24 protein-coding genes are annotated in these 22,839 nt (G+C 38.7%); 3 read left to right on the top strand and 21 right to left on the bottom strand.

The window, feature by feature from the left end:
• Positions 1-6 precede the first annotated feature (6 nt).
• The 14 genes from pbp2b to FRX54_RS01340 all read right to left on the bottom strand — a co-directional run bounded on the left by pbp2b (position 7) and on the right by FRX54_RS01340 (position 11,972).
• Positions 7-2,076 (bottom strand): penicillin-binding protein PBP2B, encoded by a 2,070-nt coding sequence (pbp2b, locus tag FRX54_RS01400; RefSeq protein ID WP_398586674.1) that lies wholly within the window; start codon positions 2,074-2,076, stop codon positions 7-9.
• 59 nt (positions 2,077-2,135) lie between these two features.
• Positions 2,136-2,564, bottom strand: coding sequence for a hypothetical protein (locus tag FRX54_RS01395; RefSeq protein ID WP_146460218.1), 429 nt, complete (start codon positions 2,562-2,564; stop codon positions 2,136-2,138).
• Positions 2,565-2,640: 76 nt separating this feature from the next.
• Positions 2,641-3,333 (bottom strand): phosphoglycerate mutase, encoded by a 693-nt coding sequence (locus FRX54_RS01390; RefSeq protein WP_146460216.1) that lies wholly within the window; start codon positions 3,331-3,333, stop codon positions 2,641-2,643.
• A gap of 83 nt (positions 3,334-3,416) precedes the next feature.
• Positions 3,417-4,196: a nucleoside phosphorylase gene (locus FRX54_RS01385; protein ID WP_146460215.1), complete on the bottom strand. Its 780-nt coding sequence runs from the start codon at positions 4,194-4,196 to the stop codon at positions 3,417-3,419.
• A gap of 15 nt (positions 4,197-4,211) precedes the next feature.
• Positions 4,212-4,355: a hypothetical protein gene (locus tag FRX54_RS06300; RefSeq protein ID WP_186603308.1), complete on the bottom strand. Its 144-nt coding sequence runs from the start codon at positions 4,353-4,355 to the stop codon at positions 4,212-4,214.
• A 69-nt stretch (positions 4,356-4,424) separates the two neighbouring features.
• Entirely contained in the window at positions 4,425-4,700 is a 276-nt protein-coding gene (locus FRX54_RS01380; protein WP_146460213.1) for an HU family DNA-binding protein, read from the bottom strand.
• A 113-nt stretch (positions 4,701-4,813) separates the two neighbouring features.
• Complete coding sequence (locus tag FRX54_RS01375; protein ID WP_146460211.1) at positions 4,814-5,653, bottom strand: DegV family protein; 840 nt, start codon at positions 5,651-5,653, stop codon at positions 4,814-4,816.
• A 212-nt stretch (positions 5,654-5,865) separates the two neighbouring features.
• Positions 5,866-7,524, bottom strand: coding sequence for a DNA repair protein RecN (gene recN, locus FRX54_RS01370; protein ID WP_146460209.1), 1,659 nt, complete (start codon positions 7,522-7,524; stop codon positions 5,866-5,868).
• Complete coding sequence (locus tag FRX54_RS01365) at positions 7,525-8,355, bottom strand: TlyA family RNA methyltransferase (RefSeq protein WP_146460207.1); 831 nt, start codon at positions 8,353-8,355, stop codon at positions 7,525-7,527.
• Complete coding sequence (locus FRX54_RS01360; protein ID WP_146460204.1) at positions 8,348-9,211, bottom strand: polyprenyl synthetase family protein; 864 nt, start codon at positions 9,209-9,211, stop codon at positions 8,348-8,350. The genes FRX54_RS01365 and FRX54_RS01360 overlap by 8 nt, the downstream gene beginning before the upstream one ends.
• Complete coding sequence (locus FRX54_RS01355) at positions 9,212-9,424, bottom strand: exodeoxyribonuclease VII small subunit (RefSeq protein WP_146460202.1); 213 nt, start codon at positions 9,422-9,424, stop codon at positions 9,212-9,214. It lies immediately after the preceding gene.
• Complete coding sequence (gene xseA / locus FRX54_RS01350) at positions 9,402-10,742, bottom strand: exodeoxyribonuclease VII large subunit (protein WP_146460199.1); 1,341 nt, start codon at positions 10,740-10,742, stop codon at positions 9,402-9,404. Before xseA ends, FRX54_RS01355 begins: the two co-directional genes overlap by 23 nt.
• 96 nt (positions 10,743-10,838) lie before the next feature.
• On the bottom strand, positions 10,839-11,693 hold the full coding sequence (locus FRX54_RS01345; RefSeq protein ID WP_146460197.1) for a bifunctional methylenetetrahydrofolate dehydrogenase/methenyltetrahydrofolate cyclohydrolase: 855 nt from the start codon (positions 11,691-11,693) through the stop codon (positions 10,839-10,841).
• Positions 11,694-11,741: 48 nt separating this feature from the next.
• Positions 11,742-11,972, bottom strand: coding sequence for a YkuJ family protein (locus FRX54_RS01340; protein ID WP_146460196.1), 231 nt, complete (start codon positions 11,970-11,972; stop codon positions 11,742-11,744).
• A gap of 242 nt (positions 11,973-12,214) precedes the next feature.
• Here FRX54_RS01340 and FRX54_RS01335 point away from each other — a divergent pair, with 242 nt between their 5' ends.
• The 3 genes from FRX54_RS01335 (at position 12,215) to FRX54_RS01325 (ending at position 15,346) form a co-directional block, all read left to right on the top strand.
• Positions 12,215-14,461 (top strand): ATP-dependent Clp protease ATP-binding subunit, encoded by a 2,247-nt coding sequence (locus FRX54_RS01335; protein WP_146460194.1) that lies wholly within the window; start codon positions 12,215-12,217, stop codon positions 14,459-14,461.
• Positions 14,462-14,535: 74 nt separating this feature from the next.
• Positions 14,536-14,982 (top strand): NUDIX hydrolase, encoded by a 447-nt coding sequence (locus FRX54_RS01330; protein ID WP_146460192.1) that lies wholly within the window; start codon positions 14,536-14,538, stop codon positions 14,980-14,982.
• Positions 14,983-15,046: 64 nt separating this feature from the next.
• Complete coding sequence (locus FRX54_RS01325; RefSeq protein WP_146460187.1) at positions 15,047-15,346, top strand: DUF1827 family protein; 300 nt, start codon at positions 15,047-15,049, stop codon at positions 15,344-15,346.
• A 74-nt stretch (positions 15,347-15,420) separates the two neighbouring features.
• On the opposite strand, the gene ileS is transcribed toward FRX54_RS01325, so the two are convergent.
• The 7 genes from ileS to ftsZ all read right to left on the bottom strand — a co-directional run bounded on the left by ileS (position 15,421) and on the right by ftsZ (position 22,839).
• Positions 15,421-18,210 carry an isoleucine--tRNA ligase gene (ileS, locus tag FRX54_RS01320; RefSeq protein WP_146460184.1) on the bottom strand — a complete coding sequence of 930 codons (2,790 nt, stop codon included), beginning with the start codon at positions 18,208-18,210 and terminating at the stop codon, positions 15,421-15,423.
• Between the two features lie 242 nt (positions 18,211-18,452).
• Positions 18,453-19,232 (bottom strand): DivIVA domain-containing protein, encoded by a 780-nt coding sequence (locus tag FRX54_RS01315; RefSeq protein ID WP_146460182.1) that lies wholly within the window; start codon positions 19,230-19,232, stop codon positions 18,453-18,455.
• Between the two features lie 10 nt (positions 19,233-19,242).
• Positions 19,243-20,034: an RNA-binding protein gene (locus FRX54_RS01310; protein ID WP_146460180.1), complete on the bottom strand. Its 792-nt coding sequence runs from the start codon at positions 20,032-20,034 to the stop codon at positions 19,243-19,245.
• Positions 20,034-20,285 (bottom strand): YggT family protein, encoded by a 252-nt coding sequence (locus FRX54_RS01305; RefSeq protein WP_146460178.1) that lies wholly within the window; start codon positions 20,283-20,285, stop codon positions 20,034-20,036. Before FRX54_RS01305 ends, FRX54_RS01310 begins: the two co-directional genes overlap by 1 nt.
• A gap of 3 nt (positions 20,286-20,288) precedes the next feature.
• Positions 20,289-20,858: a cell division protein SepF gene (locus tag FRX54_RS01300; RefSeq protein WP_146460176.1), complete on the bottom strand. Its 570-nt coding sequence runs from the start codon at positions 20,856-20,858 to the stop codon at positions 20,289-20,291.
• A 9-nt stretch (positions 20,859-20,867) separates the two neighbouring features.
• Positions 20,868-21,539, bottom strand: coding sequence for a YggS family pyridoxal phosphate-dependent enzyme (locus tag FRX54_RS01295; RefSeq protein WP_146460173.1), 672 nt, complete (start codon positions 21,537-21,539; stop codon positions 20,868-20,870).
• A gap of 1 nt (position 21,540) precedes the next feature.
• Positions 21,541-22,839 carry a cell division protein FtsZ gene (ftsZ, locus tag FRX54_RS01290; RefSeq protein WP_146460170.1) on the bottom strand — a complete coding sequence of 433 codons (1,299 nt, stop codon included), beginning with the start codon at positions 22,837-22,839 and terminating at the stop codon, positions 21,541-21,543.

Here is a 22,839-nt window from a genome sequence, read left to right as displayed (position 1 = left end):
CCTTTCTTAGTCAATCCCATAAGTATTAACATAAAGATTGATGATGTCACGAGTAATCTGATGACTGGTTTTTCCTGTCAAATCATTACTATGAGGTAAAACAACCGCAACGGCAACTTGAGGATTTTGACTTGGGGCATAAGCTACCACATTTAGATTGCTGGTCATGACTGACTTACCAGAAGCGTCAGTGACAAAAGCCTCGGCAGTTCCAGTTTTAGCTGAAATGCTAACATTAGCTCCATAACCAATTTCATTTCCAGTTGTAAAGCCATTGCCACCATAAACCACATTATAGAATCCTTCTTGGATCAGGGCCATTTCTTGAGCTGAAATAGCAACGGTATTAAGATTCTTGACTTCAGTAGCCTGAACTAACTGCCCCAAACCACCATCGTCTGTATTGTCATAAATTCCTTCGACCAAATAAGTCGCCAAGCGATTACCACCATTGGCTACAGTTGCTGCATATTGAGCCAGTTGCATGGTAGTATAATTGTCAAACTGCCCAAAAGACTCGGTCATCATATTAGCTAAGCTATAATCTTGTGGAATAAAACCTGCCGACTCGCCTGGCAAGTCAAGCCCTGTTTTGACACCAAGTCCATACTGAGCATAGGTCGCTCGTAACTTTTCCATAGCCGTTTGATAAACCGAAGCTTTCAATAAATCGCTAGTCATACCATCTTGCCCTGCCAGCTTTAGAGCAACCTGAACCATATAGGTATTAGACGAATACTCTAAAGCCTGAACTGCTGTGATTGGCAAGCTACCACCTGCCAAATCGGTAAACCAAGACTTAATGGTATCAATTTGTTGATCATAAAGGGTTTGATTCTCTGAAATCACCCCATTTTCCCAACCAGCTGACAAGGTAGCTCCTTTCACGACTGAGCCTGGTGTGAACACCTTAGTAATGGTTCCCAAGGCATCTCTTGTCAATTCTCCTGTTTGAATATTATGTTCTAGACCTGCCATCGCTAAAATTGCACCAGTATTGGGATTTAGAGCGACAGCATATATCCCTTCAGAATTAGTGACATTACCTGCCGCTAGCTCTTCCTCATAGTAGGTTTTTAGAATATCTTCAACACCCTCTTGGAAAGACAGGTCAATAGTTAATTTAATATTTTGTCCCTTTTGACCTTGACTCGTTTGCTGATCTGAAACAATTTGACCTGACTTATCTACTGTCACCTGACGAGTTTGACGTTGTCCTTGTAACACCTCTTCATATTGCTTTTCTAAATAACTTGTTCCGACCCGATCATTGAGTGCATAACCTTTTTTAAGGTAAGTTTCAGCTTCTTCTTGAGGCAAACCTGCTTGTTCTGTTGATACACGACCAATGATAGAAGACAAGGAGGTTTCAATAGACTGTCTTTGCCAATTGGTCTGAACTGAAATTCCTGGTAATTTAGCCTTATTGGCCGTCACATAGGCAATTTGTTCAGACGATAGATCACCTGTTGTCAAAAATACGGTGTCAAAAATACCTGCTCCGTTCAGCTGATTAAAGATGTAAATAATTTTCAATTCTTCATCACTATAGACTAAGGCTGACTCTGGCACTGCTGCCAAGACATTTTCATAAATGGTGGATTGGGTCAAGTAATTCCCTAATTGATCAAATTTTTTATCGTTAGGGAGTTGCTCAACCAATTCTTGAAAACGGTCTTGTTCCACTAAATAATAATCTTTTTTAGCCCGGTCTGATACCTGTGTTTCTGTCAAATCAACATAGCTTGACAAGTCCTGAGCCAATTTTTTCATGTCTTGTGCAGTCATGACATTATTCCGAGTAAAGGCTAGTTGCTGCTTGAGCTGATTATTAACCAAGGCCGTTCCCTTAGCATCATAAATCTGTCCCCTAGGACTAGAGGTAGTGACGGTATAGGTGGTTGAAGCCACTAATTTTTTTTGATAAAAAGCCTTATTCAATAACTGCATATCTGCTAAGCGTAAGACCAGTATTGAAAATAAAAAAACAATAACAAAAAAAAGAAGATAAATACGTTGTAATAGGGTGTTAGTTACTTTTGAATGTTTGCTAGCCATATCCTTACTTTCTAGAATTATCGTATGACTATTTTATCATAATTATCACAAAAAAACTTGTCAGTCAGACAAGTTTTTTAAGAATTAGCCAGATAGTTCTCGATAGCTGAAACATCTACTTTTTCGATATTTTCTAAACGTGATTCCTGCTTTTTATTGGCAAAATAGCCCAAATAAACTGGGGCTTTAATCTGATATTTTTTTGAAAATGCTTTATATTGCTTGCTATCAATACCAACAGTTTCAAGATAGTAAATTGGCAACTCCTTCGTATCTGTCGCCTCTTTCAATTTGGGAACAAACTTTAAAGCTGCATCACTATCTGGACGGCCGATTAAAAGATAAAAGGACTCTTTTTGTCGGATTTTGGTTTTTACTTCTCCAAGCTCTATCTTAGGGTAAGCCTGAATCATCTCTTGATAATCTTGATAAAGAGAATCTGCAAACACTTTTTGTGAAAAGATAAGGGTTAAACACGACAACAATAAGAATAAATATTTTTTCATTATTCTACCTCCTATCTTTTTATTCGCAGAAAAATAAAAGAACCTAAGTAGTAACTTAGATTCCTTTATTTTTTAATTATTTACCAAGGTAATACTCAGCTGTTACATTCAATTTATCGTCAAATTCAAAGACAAGTGGTGGGAAGTTTGGAATTTCCACATCCATGATTTCATCATCTGACAACCCTTTGATGTGTTTAACAAGGGCACGGATTGAGTTACCGTGAGCACCAACAAAGACGTTTTGACCTGATTTAAGGGCTGGTGCAATCTTGTCTTCCCAGAATGGAAGTGCACGCTCAAGCGTTACTTTCAAGTTTTCAGCGTCTGGCACAACCGAATCATCAAGAAGAGTATAGCGACGGTCTGCATGTGCTGAATGCTCATCATCTTTAGCCATTTCTGGCGGCAAAGTATCGTATGAACGACGCCAAATGTGAACTTGCTCATCACCGAATTCTGCGGCTGCTTCTGCCTTGTTTTTACCAGTTAAACCACCATAATGACGCTCATTCAAACGCCAAGATTTCTCAACTGGTACCCAAAGTTGATCAGCATACTCAAGTGCCAAGTTTGTTGTTTTAATCGCACGTTTCAGTACAGATGTGAAAGCTACATCAAATTCGATACCAGCTTCTTTGATCAATTTACCAGCATCAATTGCTTGTTGTGTTCCTTTTTCTGAAAGGTCAACATCTGCCCAACCTGTGAAAAGGTTAGCTTTATTCCATTCTGATTCACCGTGACGGGCAAATACTAATTTCACCATGTTATTTCTCCTTTATTTTTTGGTAATCCAAAGTAATACCCTTTCATTATACAAAAAAATTGTGAAAAAATCTACTAAAAATATTAGAATTTCTTGCCTTCAAAATGAGTCAAGGCAAACTCAATCATCAAATGACCAATCTTATCCTTTTTCTCCAAATCATCATGGTTAGACAAGGTTCTAGGATCCCAACTTTCATTGGCTAAACTATCAGCCGAATAAAAACAATGCACATGTTGAATCTGGCGAAAAGCTGCTAAGGCTGCTACTGCTGAACACTCCATATCCACACAAATAGCACCTTCTTGCCGACGCTTGGTGATTTTATTTGCTGTTTCTCGATAAATCCCGTCCGTTGTCCAAGCCTTACCCAGCGTATAGCTAATCTGACCTTGGTCTAAAAAGCTTTCTAGGGCTGATAGATGATCTTGATTGACTGGAATTTCACGACTAGCTGGTTGATAATGGTAGCTTGTTCCTTCATCACGAAGGGCGGCTGTCGGAATGATGAGACTGGTTTCTTCAATTTCTTCCAAAACACCACAAGTCCCAAATAGAACAAGGTTTTCCATACCCATATAAATCAAATCTTCTAGCACTGCCACACAACCTGCCGCTCCCACAAAAGCATTGAAAAAGCCAATTTTAATACCTTGGATGTCCAATTCATAAATAGGGATTTCAATACAGGCTAGTGACAAGCTAAACAATTCACGATGTGGATAGGAATTGAGCAAGCGTGAAAAAGTTTCACGAGCAAAGCAAGACACAAAGGTCTTTGGAAAATCTGGCATTCTCTCCCCCATACTATCAGAAGGATTAAGTACTGCCTGTTGATTCGCGTCAAATTCTTCTAAAATCATCACTGTTTTTCTTTCTTATTTTTCCTTATCATCACACTCTTGAGATTTATCGGTCAACATGTCCTTGGGTTTAATGAGATAGCTAGTAATTCCAACGATAATCATACGAAAGATAAATAAAAAGAGAATAATTGCAATAATCAGTTGTTCTGTGGTCATAATAGAGATAAACCTTTCAGATAGACAAAACAAGCCTAAGCAACGTTAGACTTGTTTTTGAGTTAATCATTATTTAACTGCGTCTTTTAGGGCTTTACCAGCTTTGAAAGCAGGAACTTTAGAAGCTGCAATTGTGATTTCTTTACCGGTTTGTGGGTTACGACCTTTACGAGCTGCACGTTCACGTACTTCAAAGTTACCAAAACCAATCAATTGCACTTTTTCACCAGCCGCAAGGAATTCTTCGATTGCTGCAAAAACTGCATCAACTGCTACTGCTGAATCTTTTTTTGTCAATTCTGTTGCTTCTGCAACTTTTGCGACTAAATCTTGTTTGTTTGCCATTAAACAAATCCTCCATAAATGTAATACATGCTATATCATACATTAAAAAGACTATCGGGTCAAGTATTTAATGCTATTGATTTAACAATATTATCAACCAAGGTAACTAAGGCTTAAGCATAATGAATCATGATAGCAAAGGCTCCTTCACCAGTATGCGTTTGAATAATAGATCCAGTTTCTAAAACAGAAATCTCTTGGGCTACGAATGGTTGTAGTTCTGCCTTTAATTGTTGAGCGAAATCCATATCACCTGCGTAAGAAATGGCAATTTCTTTAATCTCTTTCTCAGCTAGATTTTCCTTCAATTGATTGAGCCATTTTGTAAAAGTTTTTTGACCTCTACCTTTCACCAAAGTGTTCAATTGATGGTCTTTTAATTCCATGACAACCTTGATATTGAGTAGAGAACTAAGTAAACCTGTGACACGACCGATACGACCACCTTTGACGAGATTTTCCAAGGTCGATACCCCAATAAACAACTCTGTTTTATCTTGAATGGCCTTGACTTTTTCTAAAATCTCTTCTCTAATAACTCCTTCTTGTGCTAATCGTGCGGCTTCAATCACTTGAAAGGCCATGGCTTGATCGGTAAACATGGAATCAAGTACTGTCACATCTGCTCCAGCAAGAGCAGCCCCTTGACGTGAAGCCTCACTGGTTCCTGACAAGGTATGGGTTAAATGAATAGCAAGAATGTGTTCACTTCCTTTTTCTTTTAGTTCTTCATACACTTGAGCAAATAAGCCTACTGGTGGCTGACTGGTTTTCGGGAGTTCGCGTGATGACCGCATTAAAGATAGAAATTTCCCAGTTTCTTTCAAGTCATTATCGGAATAAACCGTATGACCAATAGTAACAGATAAAGGAACCACAATAATTCCTAACTGCTCAATTACTTCGGGAGCAATTGTTATAGAAGAATCTGTTACAATCTTGACATTACTCATCTTATCACTCGCTTTTCTTTTATTTTGTTACCCTGTTCATTATATCAAATCTTTTGCCAAACGACTATTATCATATCAGCCTAAAAAGCATTGATTTTAATTTACGAATAATTTCTCTTCAAGAATTTAATTATCAAGTCAAATATTGCTAAAACTGTTGCAAGCAATGGCCTTAATTCAAAAATAAAAGTTAGAGAAAAATTCTCTAACTTTTATTTTTTTAATAATTCTCTGGCTTGAATCCTAGCAGCGTCTGTAACATTTTGCCCTGCCAACATCTTGGCAATTTCTTCGACACGTTCTTCCGTTTCTAAAAGACGAACCACTGAAACAGTTGAGGCCTCACTACTTCTTTTTTCAATAAAGAATTGATAATCCGCAATAGCAATCACTTGTGGTAGATGAGAAATCGCTAGCACCTGCCCATGTTGACCAATTTTATAAATCTTTTGAGCGATAGCTTGGGCAACTCGTCCTGACACACCCGTGTCAACTTCGTCAAAAACAATACTGGTCTTATCTTCCTTACGAGAAAACGCTGATTTAAGGGCCAACATCAAGCGAGATAACTCTCCTCCAGAAGCTACCTTGACCAAGGGTTTAAAACCTTCTCCAGGATTAGTTGAAATGTAAAATTCTACTTGTTCATGACCGTCACGATTGAATTTACCTTTGCTAAAATTAACCTTGAAATCGGCCTTTTCCATATACAAATCTGCCAGTTCTTGCTTAATGTCAAGAGCTAGATCTTCAGCTATCTTGTGGCGTTCTTGGCTTAGTTGACTAGCCGCTGCGACCAATTCTTTCTCAAGACTTTTCAACTGACCTTCCAAGTCATCCGTTCCTAAATCATTACCTGTCAGATGATTATATTCCTTAGAAATACTGCTAAAATAAGTCAAAACATCGTCAACACTCCCACCATATTTACGAGTAATGCTGTTAATGACGTCAAGTCTAGTTTCAATGGTCATTAGTCTTTCAGCATCAAATTCTAAATGATCAAGTGTATCTGACAAACGTTTACTGACATCTTCCAAAACATAATAGGCTTCACTCAAATGGCTAGACATGTCCTTATAAGCCGTATCATAATCTTCCAAACTCATCAAATCATTCATAGCAGAACGGATATTAGCTAGGCTAGAAAACTCTTCATCATCTAAGAGTTGATAAGCACTAGTTAAAGTGTCTGCAATTTGTTTATGATTTAGTAATTTTTCACGTTCTTGCTCTAATTTATCATCTTCACCAGTTTGTAAATCTGCCGTTTCAATCTCAGCCAACTGAAATTCCAACATTTCAATTCTAGCCTTATGCTCTGCTTCGTTTTTTTGTTTATCGAGGACACGCTTACGTAAACGACGGTACTGATCAAACAGTTCTTGGTAATGTTTCTTGGTCTCAACAAACTCTTGATTGTCAAAACTATCTAGGAGAGCAATGTGCAATTGTGGCTTCATCAACTCTTCTTGGTCATGTTGACCATGAATATCTACTAAAAACTGACCAATAGCTTTTAATGTCGTCAAATTAACCATTTGCCCATTGACACGACTAACACTGCGACCATTGGCAAAAATCTCTCGGCGAATAATCAATTCATCACTCAACTCAATTCCATTATCCGCTAAGAGTTGGCTTAGGGCAGGATTTTTATCCAAAGAGAAAAATCCCTGAATTTCCGCCTTAGTCGCCCCATTACGAATGACTTCTGTGCTAGCCCTTGCTCCTAGCATCATATTCATGGCATCAATGATGATTGATTTGCCAGCACCGGTTTCCCCTGTCAGTACCGTCATGCCATTATCAAAGTTTAGGGAAATTTCTTCGATAATCGCAAAATTTTTAATCGAAATGCTTAATAACATCTACTTATCCTCTTCGGCTTGCTTAAATTGGGCATGAGCTGTTGCTACCACATCCTCTATTTGACTAGCTACTTGATTTGTTGGCAAATCTGACTTTTCTAAATGTAGAAGAAACTCAATATTACCATGCCCACCTTGAATAGGAGAAAAATCCAACTGACAGGCTGAAAAGCCCGTCGCCACTGCCAATTCAGTCACTTCTTGTAAAACACGTTCATGGATAGCAGGATCTTTGACAATGCCATTTTTACCAATCTGCTCTCGACCTGCTTCAAATTGAGGCTTAACCAAAGCAACGACTTGACCATCATCAGCTAAAATCTCATGTAAAGTAGGTAAAATCAAGGCTAGCGAGATAAAACTGACATCAATAGAAGCAAAACTCGGTTGTCCTTCAACAAAATCAGTTAACTGGGCATAGCGAAAATTATACTGCTCCATACTAATCACTCGTGGGTCTTGACGTAATTTCCAGACCAACTGATTGGTTCCGACATCAACCGCATAGACTAATTTAGCAGCATTTTGCAGCATGACATCGGTAAAACCACCTGTTGAGGCACCTATGTCTAAAGTGGTCAAGTCAGCAACAGACAAGCCAAAAACATCTAGGGCTTTCTCTAACTTTAACCCACCACGACTGACGTATTTTAATTTTTCACCCTTTAATTTTAATTCGGTATTTTCATCAATTTTTTCACCAGGTTTATCAAAACGCTGACCATTGACGGTAGCAACAACCAAGCCTGCCATGACACCACGCTTGGCCTGCTCTCTCGTATCAAATAAGCCCTGTTTATAGGCTAATACATCTACACGCTCCTTAGCCATGCCATCGTAACCTTTCTATCGTGTTTAAGATATCATCTGCTTGAAAACCTTGTTCTTGCCTTAATTCTGCAAAAATCTCTTGCACCCTATCCAAACTCTCATTTAAGATTTTTTTAGAGTTTTCAAGACCTAACAGACTAGGATAGGTTGATTTATCTGCCAACAAGTCTTTTTTCGGTGTCTTACCTAAGGTGTCAAAATCAGCTGTCACATCAAGGATATCATCTCTTACTTGAAAGGCTAATCCAACCAACTGACCAACCTGTCTTAACTTATCCAAAACTTCTGCTGATTGTTGAGCCATTAAACCAGCGGCAACAAAAGGAAAAGTTAAAAGTTGCCCTGTCTTGTTGGCATGAATTTTTCGCAAGTCTTCCAAATCAGGTCTTTTGCCTTCGCCAAGCATGTCTAAGGCTTGACCTGCCACCATCCCAAAACTACCTGAAGCCCGTGACAACTCACTAATCAAAGTTAAACGAACCTTTTCTGGTAAATCAGTTTCTGCCAATAGGGCAAAGGGATCTAAAAAGAGGGCATCTCCTGCTAAAATCGCCATGGCTTCACCAAACTGTTTGTGATTGGTCGGCATACCTCGACGAAAATCATCATTATCCATAGCTGGTAAGTCATCATGAATCAAACTACCTGTATGAATCAACTCAACACTGACTGCCACTTGATAATGGCTTTTTGTCAACTCAAGTCCAAAACCTTCCAAAACCTGCAAACAAAGCAAGGGACGAATTCGCTTGCCACCTGCCTTAATCGAATAGCCGATGGCTTCTACTAAATGCTCAGACACATTTGCTTGAGCATAGAAATCCAGCATAGCTTGATCAATTTTTACCATCTCCATCTAGTCCATCTCCACCTGACTGCCATCTGCTTGCATGACCTTAACCAAGGTTTTTTCTGCTTCTTGTAGGGTTGTTTGAAGACGTTTTGATAGGCTCATCCCCTTTTGAAATTCAGCCAAGGCAGTTTCCAAAGGCACATCTCCATTTTCTAACTTGGCAACAATACTTTCTAATTCTTGTAAGTCTTCTTCAAATGTTTTTTGCGTTGACATTTTTTACCTCCACTTCTAAATCACCATCTCGCATCACGATGGTCAATGCGTCACCTACTTTTATAGGGGTAACTGAATCAATAAGATCTTGATTTTTTTGGACAAGGGCATAGCCTCGCTCAATAATTTTTTGAGTATCTAACGACAGGAGTGCATCTTGGGCTTTATCAAAGCGTGCCACCTGTCTATCGTACTGATTGGCCATATTACTTTTCAATAGACGCTCTAATTGGGTCACCTTATCTTTTTGACTGGCTAGTTTAGCTGGTAACCCTAAAAAAGTCAAAGATTGATTGAGTTGTTGATAAATCTGCTGCTTGATTTGTAAAGTCTGATCCATTTTCTCAGACAATCGAGTCGTCAAATAATCCACTTTCTGTAAGTAACCATCATACAATCTTTGAGGCTGACGAAAAACAAGAGATTGACTCGAGCTCTGCAAACGCTGATTAGCTTGTTCTAACAGAACTTGCATGGCTTGATATAGGCGTTTTTCCCAATCCAACAAACCTGTAAGCAAATCTGTCTTAGTAACTGGTGTAGCTAATTCAGCCGCAGCTGTCGGTGTGGCTGCTCGTTGATCTGAGACAAAATCAGCCAAGGTCACATCTGTTTCATGACCCACACTAGAAATAATTGGCAAGCGAGATTCAAAAATAGCCTGAACCACAATTTCTTCATTGAAAGCCCAGAGGTCTTCAATTGATCCACCACCACGACCAACAATCAAGAGATCTAAGTCAGTTATTTGATTAGCCAAGGCAATGTTGTTTGCAACTTCTTTCGCTGCCCCTTGTCCTTGCACCTTAGTTGGAAAAAGTAAAACCTCTACTCCGGCAAAACGGCGAGAAATGGTCGTGATAATATCCTTGATAACTGCCCCACTAGGACTTGTGATGACACCTACTCTTTTGACAAAACGAGGAAGGACTTGTTTATGCTTATTATCAAAGTACCCCACAACTGTAAGCTTTTTTTTCAACTGCTCAAATTGAAGAGCCAAAGCTCCCATACCATCTGGCTCTGCCTTTTCAACAATAATGGAATACGAACCAGATGGTTCATAAAGCTGAACTCTTCCGATGATATTGATTTGCATGCCTTCTTCTAACTCAAATCCCAAATTTCGATAAATACCAGACCACATGGTTGCTTGAATGACTGCCTTATCATCTTTAAGCGAAAAATATTGATGATTGGGACGTTGACGAAAATTGGATACTTGACCAGTTAGATAAACCCGATCTAGATAGGGGTCACGGTCAAATTTCAGTTTTAAGTATTTGGTCAAAGATGACACTGATAAATAATCTGCCATGACAACTCCTACGACTTTTATAATCTATACCAGTATAACAAAAAAAGTGCCAAAAGGCACTTGTTGATTCAACTCTCTCAGCAATTTTTAGCTCTATTAGCTAAGCCCCTTATTTTTTGCAATCTGATAGGTCTGCTCCAAAAGCATAGTAATGGTCATAGGTCCCACTCCCCCTGGAACTGGGGTAATTAGACTAGCCACTTCACTAACCTCATCAAACTTGACATCTCCAACAAAACGGCCATCAGCTAGACGATTCATGCCAACATCAATCACGACTGCCCCTTCTTTAACAAATTCTTTTGTAACAAAGCGACCACGGCCAATAGCCACAATTAAAATATCAGCTTGTCTTGCCAATTCTGCTAAATTTTTAGTTCGTGAATGCGCAATGGTCACCGTTGCATTTCGATCTAACAACAGTTGAGCCATAGGCTTACCGACGATATTACTACGGCCAATCACTAAGGCTTGTTTGCCTTCAAGTTCGACCTTGTAAGTATCCAATAACTTGATAATGCCTGCTGGTGTACAAGGTATTAAACTCCCATGTCCTGACCAGAGTTGCCCCATATTCATAGGATGAAAGCCATCAACGTCCTTGTCTGGCGATATTGCCAACAACACGTCTTGATCATTGATATGATTTGGTAAGGGTAGTTGTACCAAAATCCCATGGCAAGTCCTATCTTGATTATAGTTCTCAATCAAGTCCAAAAGGTCACTTTGACTAATAGTTTCTGGAACACGAACAATCTCACTCTCAAAACCTGCTTTCAGAGCAGCTCTTTCTTTATTGCCCACATAAAGTTGACTGGCAGGATCATCACCAACCAAAATTACTACCAGTTTAGGAACAATTCCTGTTTCTGATTTTAATGTAGCGACTTTTTCAGCCAATTCTGCTTGCATCTGCTGAGCAACCGCCTTACCATCTATCAATCTTGCCATTTCCATCTCCTTCTAACAAAAAACACCTAACGGTGTTTTTGTGCGTGCTTAATAAAGTAAGTCATAAATTTCCATTGCAATCAAATCAATGCTATCAAAGGTATAGGTCTCACGCGCTGCAACATCACGCAGGGTAAATACTGCTCCTGTTTCTGGATCATGATTAAATGATACTTCAGCAACCACTACACCTTCACGTTCAAAATTACGTTTTAAATTACCACCATCAGTCGCCATCAATTCCAAGCGATTGATAATTCTTACCAAATGTGATTCCATGGTTTTCTCCTATTTTCTAAATACTACTTCTCTATTTTATCACAAAAATCAATAAAGACGCAAAAAAACAGGCGTTTTTTCCTTATCTTAGCTAAAAATAACTAACCTATCGGTAAGGAATAATCTTTTTACTTGCTTATTTACTTAATTGTTGTATAATAAAACTATAAAAGTTTGACCTTTTTTGACCAATAAAGATTCAGGCTTTTGAAACCAACTTCTATTGAAAAGAGGTACTGATTATGCTATGTAAAAATTGTAATCTAAATGAAGCAAGTATTCATCTCTATACGAGTGTAAATGGAAAACAACAACAAATTGACCTTTGCCAAAATTGCTACCAAATCATGAAAAGTCAACCAAGTCAGCAAGGAATGAGTAGCAATTCACTCAATCCTTTCTTTGATGATTTTTTTGGTGATTTAAATAATTTCCGTGCTTTCAATCAAGATTTACCAAATGCACCTAAAACTCAAGCTGGTGGGGGACGTTCTGGAAACGGTGGAAACAACCGTAACAACAAGCAACAAGCCCCACAACAGCCAAAAGGACTCTTGGACGAATTTGGTATCAATGTGACTGACCTAGCCAAACAAGGAAATATCGACCCTGTTATTGGACGTGACCAAGAAATCGTTCGTGTTATTGAGATTCTAAATCGCAGAACCAAGAATAACCCTGTTCTTATCGGTGAGCCTGGTGTTGGTAAAACTGCCGTTGTAGAAGGTTTGGCCCAAAAAATCGTTGATGGCAATGTCCCTCAAAAACTTCAAGGAAAACAAGTTATCCGTCTGGATGTGGTTAGTCTTGTTCAAGGAACAGGCATTCGTGGCCAATTTGAAGAACGCATGCAAAAACTCATGGATGAGATTCGTCAGCGACAAGATGTCATTCTTTTCATTGATGAAATTCATGAAATTGTCGGAGCTGGCTCTGCAGGCGATGGCAATATGGATGCCGGAAACATTCTTAAGCCCGCTCTTGCTCGTGGGGAGTTACAATTAGTAGGTGCTACCACTCTTAACGAATATCGTATCATTGAAAAAGACGCCGCCCTTGAACGCCGTATGCAGCCAGTCAAGGTCGATGAACCAAGTGTTGAAGAAACCATTACCATTCTTCGTGGTATCCAACCTAAGTATCAAGACTATCATCATGTCAAATACACAGATGAAGCCATTGAAGCGGCTGCTCGACTTTCTAATCGCTATATCCAAGATCGTTTCCTACCAGATAAGGCAATTGATTTGCTAGACGAAGCTGGCTCAAAAATGAACCTTACCCTTAATTTTGTTGATCCAAAAGAATTAGACAAGCGTTTAATTGAGGCAGAAAATCTCAAAGCACAAGCCACTCGTGATGAAGATTATGAAAAAGCGGCTTACTTTAGAGATCAGATTGCCAAATATAAGGAAATGCAGGAACAAAAAATTGATGACCAAGATATGCCAATCATCACTGAAAAGCATATTGAAGCGATTGTTGAACAAAAAACCAATATTCCTGTTGGGGACTTGAAAGAAAAAGAACAATCTCAACTGCTCAATCTCGCTGATGATTTGAAAAAACAGGTCATCGGTCAAGATGAAGCTGTCGATAAGATTGCCAAAGCCATTCGTCGTAATCGTGTCGGCCTTGGTAGCCCTAATCGTCCAATTGGTAGTTTCTTGTTTGTCGGCCCAACTGGTGTCGGTAAAACTGAACTCTCTAAACAACTAGCCATTGAACTCTTTGGTTCGGCTGATAGCATGATTCGTTTTGACATGAGCGAATACATGGAAAAACATGCTGTTGCTAAATTAGTCGGTGCCCCTCCAGGCTATGTGGGCTATGATGAGGCTGGACAACTGACAGAAAAAGTCCGTCGCAATCCTTATTCTCTCATTTTACTTGACGAAGTGGAAAAGGCTCACCCTGATGTGATGCATATGTTTCTTCAAGTTTTAGATGATGGTCGCCTAACTGATGGGCAAGGGCGTACCGTCAGTTTTAAAGATACCATTATCATCATGACTTCTAATGCCGGCACAGGTAAAGTAGAAGCCTCAGTTGGTTTTGGTGCTAGCCGTGAAGGACGAACTCATTCAGTCCTCAACCAATTAGGTGATTTCTTCAGTCCTGAATTTATGAATCGCTTTGATGGGATTATTGAGTTTCAGGCACTTAGCAAGGATAACCTACTCACCATCGTTGACCTTATGCTTGCCACTGTTCGTCAACGCCTAGCCAATAACGGCATTGAACTTGAAGTAACCAACAAGGTTAAAGAAAAATTGGTTGACTTAGGCTATGATCCGAAAATGGGAGCTCGCCCACTTCGCCGAACCATTCAAGATTATATTGAAGACGCACTAACTGACTTCTATCTTGAAAATCCAAACGAAAAACAACTCAAGGCTGTGATGACAAGCAATGGTCAAATCATGATTAAATCAGCTAAAAAAGCAGATAGCACAAAAGTTACTGAATCTTCCGAAATAACTGATTAAACTGAAAAATCTAGTCATTTAGACTAGATTTTTTAACGTTGACAGGTTATAATAAAAGGAAAAGGAGAAATGTAATGACCACAAGACCAACCTTTGGTATAAAAAAAGAAAACACAGACTATACCACACGACATGGTGTTTATGCTATCATTCCTAATAAGACAAATGATCAAATTATCCTTGTTCAAGCCCCTAACGGTTCTTGGTTTTTACCAGGGGGAGAGATTGAAGCTGGTGAAGAGCATCTGACTGCTCTGCGTCGTGAATTGATTGAAGAATTAGGTTTTACAGCTGAATTTGGACAATACTATGGCCAAGCTGACGAATACTTTTATTCTAGTCACCGTGACAAACACTACTACAATCCAGCCTATCTTTATCAAGTGACCCATTTCCAAGTGACACAATCTCCCCTAGAAGACTTTAATCAACTAGCTTGGTTTCCTGTTGACGAAGCGATTAACAAACTCAAACGTGGTAGTCATCAATGGGGGGTTAAAGAATGGCAAAAAAATCACTAATATGTTAACTTATTCACAAAAATATGCTATAATAAAACTATCAAAATCATTCGGAGATTAATTTATGCGACTAATCAATACCACAAGTAGCCATTCCGCTTTGGTTAAAAGCCAACTCACCAATACTGATGCTGAATTAGTTGAAGTCTATTCAGCTGGTAATACAGACGTGGTTTTTACCAAAGCTCCCAAGCATTATGAGTTGTTAATTTCTAATAAACATCGGGCCATCAAGGATGAAGAAATTGTGGCCATTCGTGAATTTTTCATGAAACGTAAAATTGACTCAACTCTCGCTCTTTTTGATCAATTACAAACCTTGCACACTCCTAATCTGATTGAAATTTCAATCCCAATCAAATAACCAAGAATCAGTTAACTGGTTCTTGGTTTGCTATTATCTGCCTAATAAAAAAGAATGACCTTTTGGTCATTCTTTTATTTTTCAAATCCCTGAGCCACTGCATCAACAAAATGTGTTTCTACAATCTCAGCACAATGAGCACAAATGTTGACTTGGTAAGAACGCTCTTGTGTTGACTCGTCAACTCGACGACAACGCTCACACACTTGACCACTTGCCGCTTCTACATTAAAGCTAACATTATCAACGACAACAGCATCTACTGGTGCTGATTGATCACTAAGAGTTAATTGTGACACAATCAACAATTGAGCAATATCTGATTCGAGAGATGTCAAAAGGTTTTTTACAGTTTCATCCGCATAAACCGTCAAATGAGCTTCTAATGATTTTCCGATAACTTTAGCATTCCTTGCTTCTTCCAAAGCTTTTTGAGTTTTGGTACGGAAAACTAAGAAGGCTTCCCATTTCTCTAAAATCTCGTCTTGGTTGTCAAATGTTTCCACTTCTGGCATTTCAGTCAACTGAACAAATTCTGCTGTTTCATGTTCCAGATATGACCAGATTTCTTCTGCCGTATGAGGCATGATTGGTGTCAAAAGTTTTGTGATTTTAACCAAAATATCATAAAAGACGGTTTGCATTTGGCGACGAGCTAGGCTATCCACTGCCTCAATGTAAACGACATCCTTGGCAAAATCCAAATAGAAGGCTGACAAGTCAACTGTAACAAAATTAACAACTGCTTTATAGATAGCTATAAAATCATAAGATTCATAAGCTGCGATGATACTTGCCACTAATTTATTAAATTTGATCGTCATGTATTGATCCACTGAACGTAAATCTTGATAGGCTACTCTATCTGTTTCTGGATTAAAATCAGCAGTATTTGCTAGAAGGAAACGTAAGGTATTACGGATTTTACGATAAGTTTCAGATACTTGAGCTAGGATATCCATTGACACACGAACATCATTATCGGTATCGACTGAAGTTACCCAAAGACGAAGAATCTCTGCTCCATATTGCTTGGCCACATCATTTGGTGAAATGATATTGCCTTTCGACTTAGACATTTTTTCGCCTTTACCGTCAAGAACAAAACCTTGAGAAAGAATTGATTTATATGGGGCATGACCATTAACCGCAACAGAAGTAATCAAAGACGAGTTAAACCAACCACGGTACTGGTCACTTCCTTCAAGATAAAGATCTGCTGGATATCCCAAATTTGAACGCGTATTCATCACGCCATTCCATGATGAACCAGAATCAAACCAGACGTCCATAATATCTGTTTCTTTGGTAAATTGACCGTTTGGTGAACCAGGGTGACTAAATCCTTCTGGTAAAAGTTCCTTAGCCTCACGTTCCCACCAAATAATTGAACCATGTTCTTCAAAAAGATTAGCCACATGGTCTGTTACTTCCTTGGTCATGATTGCCGTACCATCTTCAGCATAAAAGATTGGTAAAGGTACACCCCAGTTACGCTGACGGGAAATGACCCAGTCACCACGGTCACGAATCATGTTATAAAGACGCGTTTTACCCCAAGCTGGATAGAAATTAACCTTGTCAATCTCTGATAAAATATCTTGGCGGAACTGAGAAACAGAAGCAAACCATTGTGGTACCGCACGCCAAATGATTGGCTTTTTAGTTCGCCAGTCAAATGGATAAGAGTGAGAAATTTCTTCTTGTGCTAAAAGTAAATCTCCTAATTTTTCAATAACAACTGGTGTAATTTTATCGTAGAACTGACCAGCAAAACCAGGGCCAGCATTTTCTGTCATCATACCACGTTCATCAACTGTCACAGCAACTTCTAGGCCATACTTGATACCGACATTGTAGTCATCCTCACCAAAACCTGGTGCCGTATGGACAACACCTGTACCAGAATCAAGAGTCACATGTTCACCATTCATAACCAATTCATCCACTTCTTGATCCCATGGATGTTCTGTCACAATACGGTCTAGTTCTTTACCTTGATAGCTAGCCAAAACTTCCACATCTTCCCAAGCAAAACGTTCTACTAAAGAATTAAGTAAGTCAGCAGCAACCAGGAATTTTCGACTATCATTTGCTGATTTAACCACTACATAATCAAACTCAGGACCAACGGTCAACCCACGCGAAGCCGTTACTGTAAATGGTGTTGTTGTCCAAACTACAATATAAGTATTAGTATCAAGAAGACCTTTACCGTCTTTTACACGGTTGGCATAGTACAGCGATGTCGATACTAAATCATGATACTCAATTTCTGCTTCAGCCAAGGCTGATTCAGATGACCAAGACCAATAGACAGGCTTGGCTCCACGATAGATATAACCTTTGTCAGCCATAGCCCCAAAGACACGAATTTGTGCGGCCTCAAAATCTGGTGTCAAGGTGACATAAGGATTTTCCCAATCAGCTGCTACACCTAAACGCTTAAAATCTTCTCTTTGTTTATCAACTTGACTAAGCGCATAATCACGACACATTTTAAGGTACTCAACCAAGTCCATCTCTTTGCGTTTGACACCTTGTTTAGACAAAACTTGCTCAATTGGTAAACCATGAGTATCCCAACCTGGTACAAAGGGAGCTCGATAACCCATCATCGACTTAGCACGAGTGATGATATCTTTTGAAATTTTATTGAGGGCATGACCAACATGGATATTGCCGTTTGCATAGGGAGGGCCATCATGTAAAAAGAAAGTTGGTTTTTCTGCGTTCAATTCTTGACGTTTCTGATAAATAGCTGCTTCCTGCCATTTTTTTTGCCATTCTGGTTCTTTGTTTGGTAGGCCTGCACGCATTGGAAAAGCCGTTTTGCCTAAATTCAAAGTTTCTTTTAATTTCATATCATTCTCCTTTTCATATAAAAAGAGCTCCGTCAAAAAGGACGAAAGCTCGTGGTACCACCTTAATTCAGATAATACACTGATGTATTATCCCTCATCTTGTTGAGTAACGACAACAAACCGTCCTAACTTACTCTGATGTTCAGCTAGAATGCGACAAAATGATAATAATCAGTTGAGGGATTATAGGACTTCCACCATCTCCTATTCGCTAGAAATATCAAAAGATTATCTTGTTTTTGTTAATCAGCAATATTTAATTTAAATGTTTGTGTTTCCCCAAAAGATGGCTTAGGATTTTCCTTAACTTCTTCTACCACCACGTCTTCAGTCGCAACCGGTGTTTTAAGCTCTTGAGTGGTTTCAAGTTGCTTATTACTTTCTTCCATACGACGCTGCAATTCTGCAATCTCATCTGGTGTAAATTGACGTGTGGCATCCAATGAGTCTTCATCGGATTTCATTACCATTTTTTCATCTAAAACACTTTCTACAACTTCTTTAAAAGCCGATGTCGAATCTTGCAAATAAACGGCTGTCGGTTGTAAGAGTTCACTCCATTCTGGCGACATAATCAAACTATGTTGAGCTTCAATGGCAGCCAATAAGCGTTGATGAAAGACTCGACTTTGACGTTTCAAATCTTCAGTCTCAATCGCTACAACTTTTGCTTCATCAGCAGCATCACGAATAATCTGATTGCCTTTTAATTTAGATTCTTCCAACAAATTATTTGCTTGAGCAATAATGTTATCTGCTTCTACTTGAGCTGTTGATTTGATATTTTCAGAAGTTTCTTGAGCCAAAATAACGGACTGACTCAAAGACTCTTTAATATCATCAAAATAAGCTAATTTTTCTTCCAAAGACTTAATTTTATTGGCTTGTTCACGATTAAGACGTACCAAGTCCTCATACTCATCAGTAACCAAATCTAAAAAGTCATTAACTTCGTCTTCACTATAACCACGAAATTTTACTTTAAACGTTTTTTCTTTAATTTCTAATGCTGTTAGCGCCATACATTCCTCCTTATTTAGCAATCATTTGACGAATGATCACCTTATATTTTCCTTGTTTAGTCTGTCCTAAAATTTCTTTTATTTGAAAACGACCATACCCACGAATACTAATCAAATCTCCCAGTTTCAAATCTTGACTTCCACGTTGAAGGAGATGATAATTACACTTCACTTTTTCTTGCTCAATCAATCGTGTAATCGTCGTTCGAGATTCCTTTATCACCTTAGCTAATAGGGTATCCGCTCGAAAACTAATCGTTAAAATAAGTTGTTCGTCACTTGCTCCTTCTCCTACCAAACGTTCTTCAAGAGAAACTTCCCGAAAAGAAACTGGAACAGAAGCAATTTTTTCCACCTGATTTCTTAAATAAATCACTTTGTCTTGGTCCAAAAAAATCTGAACTCTTTTATCAACCAGCAAAATGTCTCCGAGCAGAGAACGTCTGATACCTAATTGATTAAGCAAGGCTCCTAAAACTTGTCGATGAGATAACGTATAAAATTTTCGTGGGTAATCAATCTCTACCAAAGTCAAATTAAAGTCTTCGACAGCTAACTCGTAATAATCAGGAGCAATAATCACTCTTACATATTCCATCGGTGCCATAAGTGTCGAAACAAAATGTTTGACTTGAGCCTGTCCTAAAACACTGAGTGCAATTTGTAACTGCCTTGGATCTAAAAATTCTGTCAATTGATAAGTATAGGTATTCTCCATCTTGGTGATTAAATCGCTAATCTTATCAATAAATACTTTTTCATCCGAATGAAAATGCTGATAAATCAATCTTTTATCTGTCATTACAATAAACTAATCAAAAAGGCACTTAAACGATTCAGTAGGAACATGACTAGAAAAATTGTAAAATCAAGACCTGCAAAAACTAAACGAAACTTTTTGAAGGGTGTTAATAGTGGCTCTACTAAACCAACTATTATTTGTCCCAGTTTCGTTTCATAAGCACCTGGAAACCAAGACATGATCGCGTAGATAAATAGAATATAAGAATAAACTTGAATTAGTCTTAAACTTACTAAAATAACCAAAACCATGTTTTATCTTCTCTTCATGTCATAATCAAAGGACTGATCTTGAGCAGTATTTGGAATTTGCATTTCTTCGACATCAACGACAACTGAAGCTGGTGTTAGTAGATACATTGACGAGCCTACTTTTTGCAAATTACCAGACAAGACTTCACTTGCCCCATCAATAAAATCAAGACAACGTCTGGCTTGAGTTTCCAACATGTATTGAAAATCAATCAAGACACATTCATTACTATTTAATAGAGCCACAATCTCTCGAGCATCTTCATACTTACGAGGATATTTGAGTGCAATTGTTACTGTCTCTCCCATGCTTTGATGTTGAACAGCTCTCAAATCTGCTTTTTGACTTCTTGTTCTGACGGTCTCTTGAGTTGACGTTTTCATTGTTGTTACTGACTCTCTTTGTGGTTGAGATATCTGTGGTCTCGGTGCTTGAGGACGAGGACGTTCTTGAGTTTCTTGACGATAAGATTTTGGAGCGACTTCTCTTTCCTGCTCAAATTCTTCAAGTTCACTGACCTCATCCGTTGAAAAATAAGAAATGATATTATTTGTAAAATCTTTTAGTCTCATTTCTATCTCCTATTCTTTGAAAAATGATTGACCAATTCTAACAAAGGTAGCCCCTTCTTTGATGGCCAGAGCAAAATCGCCACTCATTCCCATACTCAAATGCTCAAACGGCATCTGAGTGATTTTCTTTTTAGCCAAGTTTTCGTTAATCAATCTGGCTTGATGGAAAATCGCTTGTTTTTCGTCATCACTTGCCTCAAAAGGTGTCATTGTCATCAGTCCTACTAGAATAATCTTATCTAATTTTGCTAATTCTTCTAGTAAACCATCTAATTCTTCGACATAGAACCCATGTTTACTTGCTTCTCTTGAAATATTAACTTGCAAGAAACACTTGACTGGCTTAGTTGCACGTTTTTGAATTTCTTGTGCCAATTTAAGAGAATCTAGGGCATGAAAGTAATCAACATAATCAATAACATCTTTTACTTTACGCCGTTGAAGGCTTCCGATTAGATGCCAAGTTAAGGATTTTCCCTTAACTTGATGATACTTTTCGAGAAACTTATCAACACGATTTTCTCCCAGATGCTGAACACCCAAATTAACCAAGACTTGTGTCGTTGCCACATCTACATATTTCGTTACTGCAATCACTTCAACTGGTTGAGCCTTTTGTTCATCAGAAACCAAGACAGCTACTTGCTTCATGATTTCTTGTTTATTTTTAGCAAGATTCATCTTAACGATTTTTGAAAAATGGTGGTATTTCTAATTCATCGTCACCTTCAAAAGTAGTTTGTTGGAAACTAGACATAGTTAATTGACTATCTAACTCTCCTTCTGTAGGACGTGTAATCTGATCACGTTTTAAATCCCAGTTTCCAAATGATGATTGCTCACTTGCAGGTTTTACTTGCTTACTAGAAACAGAACTAGTTGGCATTTCACGAACTTCAGTCATATCAAAATTGTGGCGACGATCAAAGCCTGTTTGCACTGGTTCTTGTGTTTCTAGAGGTTGAGTTTGAGGACCTGAAGTAAATTGACGAGGCTGACGGAAATTAGCCACTGTTTCAACACGGTCTTTACCAACACCGGTTGCAACAACTGTGACACGAATTTCGTCTTTCATGCTATCATCAATCGATGTCCCTAACCAAATGTTAACACCATTACCTGCCGCTTGACCAACAATTTCAGATGCTTCTTCTGCTTCTGTCAAGGTCATGTCCAAACCACCTGTAACATTGACAATGACATCTTCAGCCCCATCAATCGTTGTTTCCAACAATGGAGAATAAATCGCCTTGCGTGCAGCTTCAATAATGCGTTCTTCTCCACTACCGATACCGATACCCATAAGAGCATTCCCCTTATTAGCCATCACGGTTTTAACATCTGCAAAGTCCAAGTTAATCAAACCAGGATTAGTAATCAAATCAGTGATACCTTGAACACCCTGACGCAACACATTATCAGCTTCACTAAGTGCTTCTAGAAGTGGTGTCTTTTTATCAACAATTTCCAATAAATTATTGTTAGAAATAATCAAAAGCGTATCTACTTGCTCACGCAATTCAGCGATGCCTTCGATTGCAAAATTACCACGTTTGTTTCCTTCAAAACCAAACGGACGAGTCACCACTGCTACTGTTAAAGCGCCCAAACTTTTGGCAATACGAGCAATCACTGGTGCAGCTCCTGTACCAGATCCTCCACCCATACCAGCTGTGATAAAGACCATGTCAGAACCCGTCAATGCTTCAACAATGACTTCTTCACTTTCTTCAGCAGCCTTACGACCAACTTCAGGCTGACCTCCAGCCCCAAGACCTCTTGTTAATTTAGGACCTAATTGAATGACTGTTTCTGCCTTAGACGCACTCAAGGCTTGAATATCTGTGTTGGCTGCAATAAATTCGACACCTGCTACACCTTCTTCAATCATGCGGTTGATGGCATTACCACCGCCTCCGCCGACACCAATAACCTTTATCACTGCCCCTTGAACAGACGCAGCATCAAATGAAAATACCAT

The organism is Streptococcus sp. sy004 (assembly GCF_007859205.1).
GTDB lineage: Bacteria > Bacillota > Bacilli > Lactobacillales > Streptococcaceae > Streptococcus.
This window is presented reverse-complemented; position numbering and strand designations above follow the sequence as displayed.

Coding starts and splice junctions, on each gene's coding strand:
- FRX54_RS01375 (WP_146460211.1), bottom strand. CDS start 5,653: ATGAGTAATGTCAAGATTGTAACAGATTCTTCTATAACAATTGCTCCC.
- FRX54_RS01360 (WP_146460204.1), bottom strand. CDS start 9,211: ATGGAGATGGTAAAAATTGATCAAGCTATGCTGGATTTCTATGCTCAA.
- xseA (WP_146460199.1), bottom strand. CDS start 10,742: ATGGCAGATTATTTATCAGTGTCATCTTTGACCAAATACTTAAAACTG.
- FRX54_RS01395 (WP_146460218.1), bottom strand. CDS start 2,564: ATGAAAAAATATTTATTCTTATTGTTGTCGTGTTTAACCCTTATCTTT.
- FRX54_RS01365 (WP_146460207.1), bottom strand. CDS start 8,355: ATGGCTAAGGAGCGTGTAGATGTATTAGCCTATAAACAGGGCTTATTT.
- FRX54_RS01330 (WP_146460192.1), top strand. CDS start 14,536: ATGACCACAAGACCAACCTTTGGTATAAAAAAAGAAAACACAGACTAT.
- FRX54_RS01335 (WP_146460194.1), top strand. CDS start 12,215: ATGCTATGTAAAAATTGTAATCTAAATGAAGCAAGTATTCATCTCTAT.
- FRX54_RS01390 (WP_146460216.1), bottom strand. CDS start 3,333: ATGGTGAAATTAGTATTTGCCCGTCACGGTGAATCAGAATGGAATAAA.
- FRX54_RS01385 (WP_146460215.1), bottom strand. CDS start 4,196: ATGATTTTAGAAGAATTTGACGCGAATCAACAGGCAGTACTTAATCCT.
- recN (WP_146460209.1), bottom strand. CDS start 7,524: ATGTTATTAAGCATTTCGATTAAAAATTTTGCGATTATCGAAGAAATT.
- ftsZ (WP_146460170.1), bottom strand. CDS start 22,839: ATGGTATTTTCATTTGATGCTGCGTCTGTTCAAGGGGCAGTGATAAAG.
- ileS (WP_146460184.1), bottom strand. CDS start 18,210: ATGAAATTAAAAGAAACTTTGAATTTAGGCAAAACGGCTTTTCCAATG.
- FRX54_RS01325 (WP_146460187.1), top strand. CDS start 15,047: ATGCGACTAATCAATACCACAAGTAGCCATTCCGCTTTGGTTAAAAGC.
- FRX54_RS01310 (WP_146460180.1), bottom strand. CDS start 20,034: ATGACAGATAAAAGATTGATTTATCAGCATTTTCATTCGGATGAAAAA.
- FRX54_RS01355 (WP_146460202.1), bottom strand. CDS start 9,424: ATGTCAACGCAAAAAACATTTGAAGAAGACTTACAAGAATTAGAAAGT.
- FRX54_RS01305 (WP_146460178.1), bottom strand. CDS start 20,285: ATGGTTTTGGTTATTTTAGTAAGTTTAAGACTAATTCAAGTTTATTCT.
- FRX54_RS01345 (WP_146460197.1), bottom strand. CDS start 11,693: ATGGCAAGATTGATAGATGGTAAGGCGGTTGCTCAGCAGATGCAAGCA.
- FRX54_RS06300 (WP_186603308.1), bottom strand. CDS start 4,355: ATGACCACAGAACAACTGATTATTGCAATTATTCTCTTTTTATTTATC.
- FRX54_RS01380 (WP_146460213.1), bottom strand. CDS start 4,700: ATGGCAAACAAACAAGATTTAGTCGCAAAAGTTGCAGAAGCAACAGAA.
- FRX54_RS01315 (WP_146460182.1), bottom strand. CDS start 19,232: ATGGCGCTAACAGCATTAGAAATTAAAGAAAAAACGTTTAAAGTAAAA.
- FRX54_RS01295 (WP_146460173.1), bottom strand. CDS start 21,539: ATGAATCTTGCTAAAAATAAACAAGAAATCATGAAGCAAGTAGCTGTC.
- FRX54_RS01300 (WP_146460176.1), bottom strand. CDS start 20,858: ATGAGACTAAAAGATTTTACAAATAATATCATTTCTTATTTTTCAACG.
- FRX54_RS01340 (WP_146460196.1), bottom strand. CDS start 11,972: ATGGAATCACATTTGGTAAGAATTATCAATCGCTTGGAATTGATGGCG.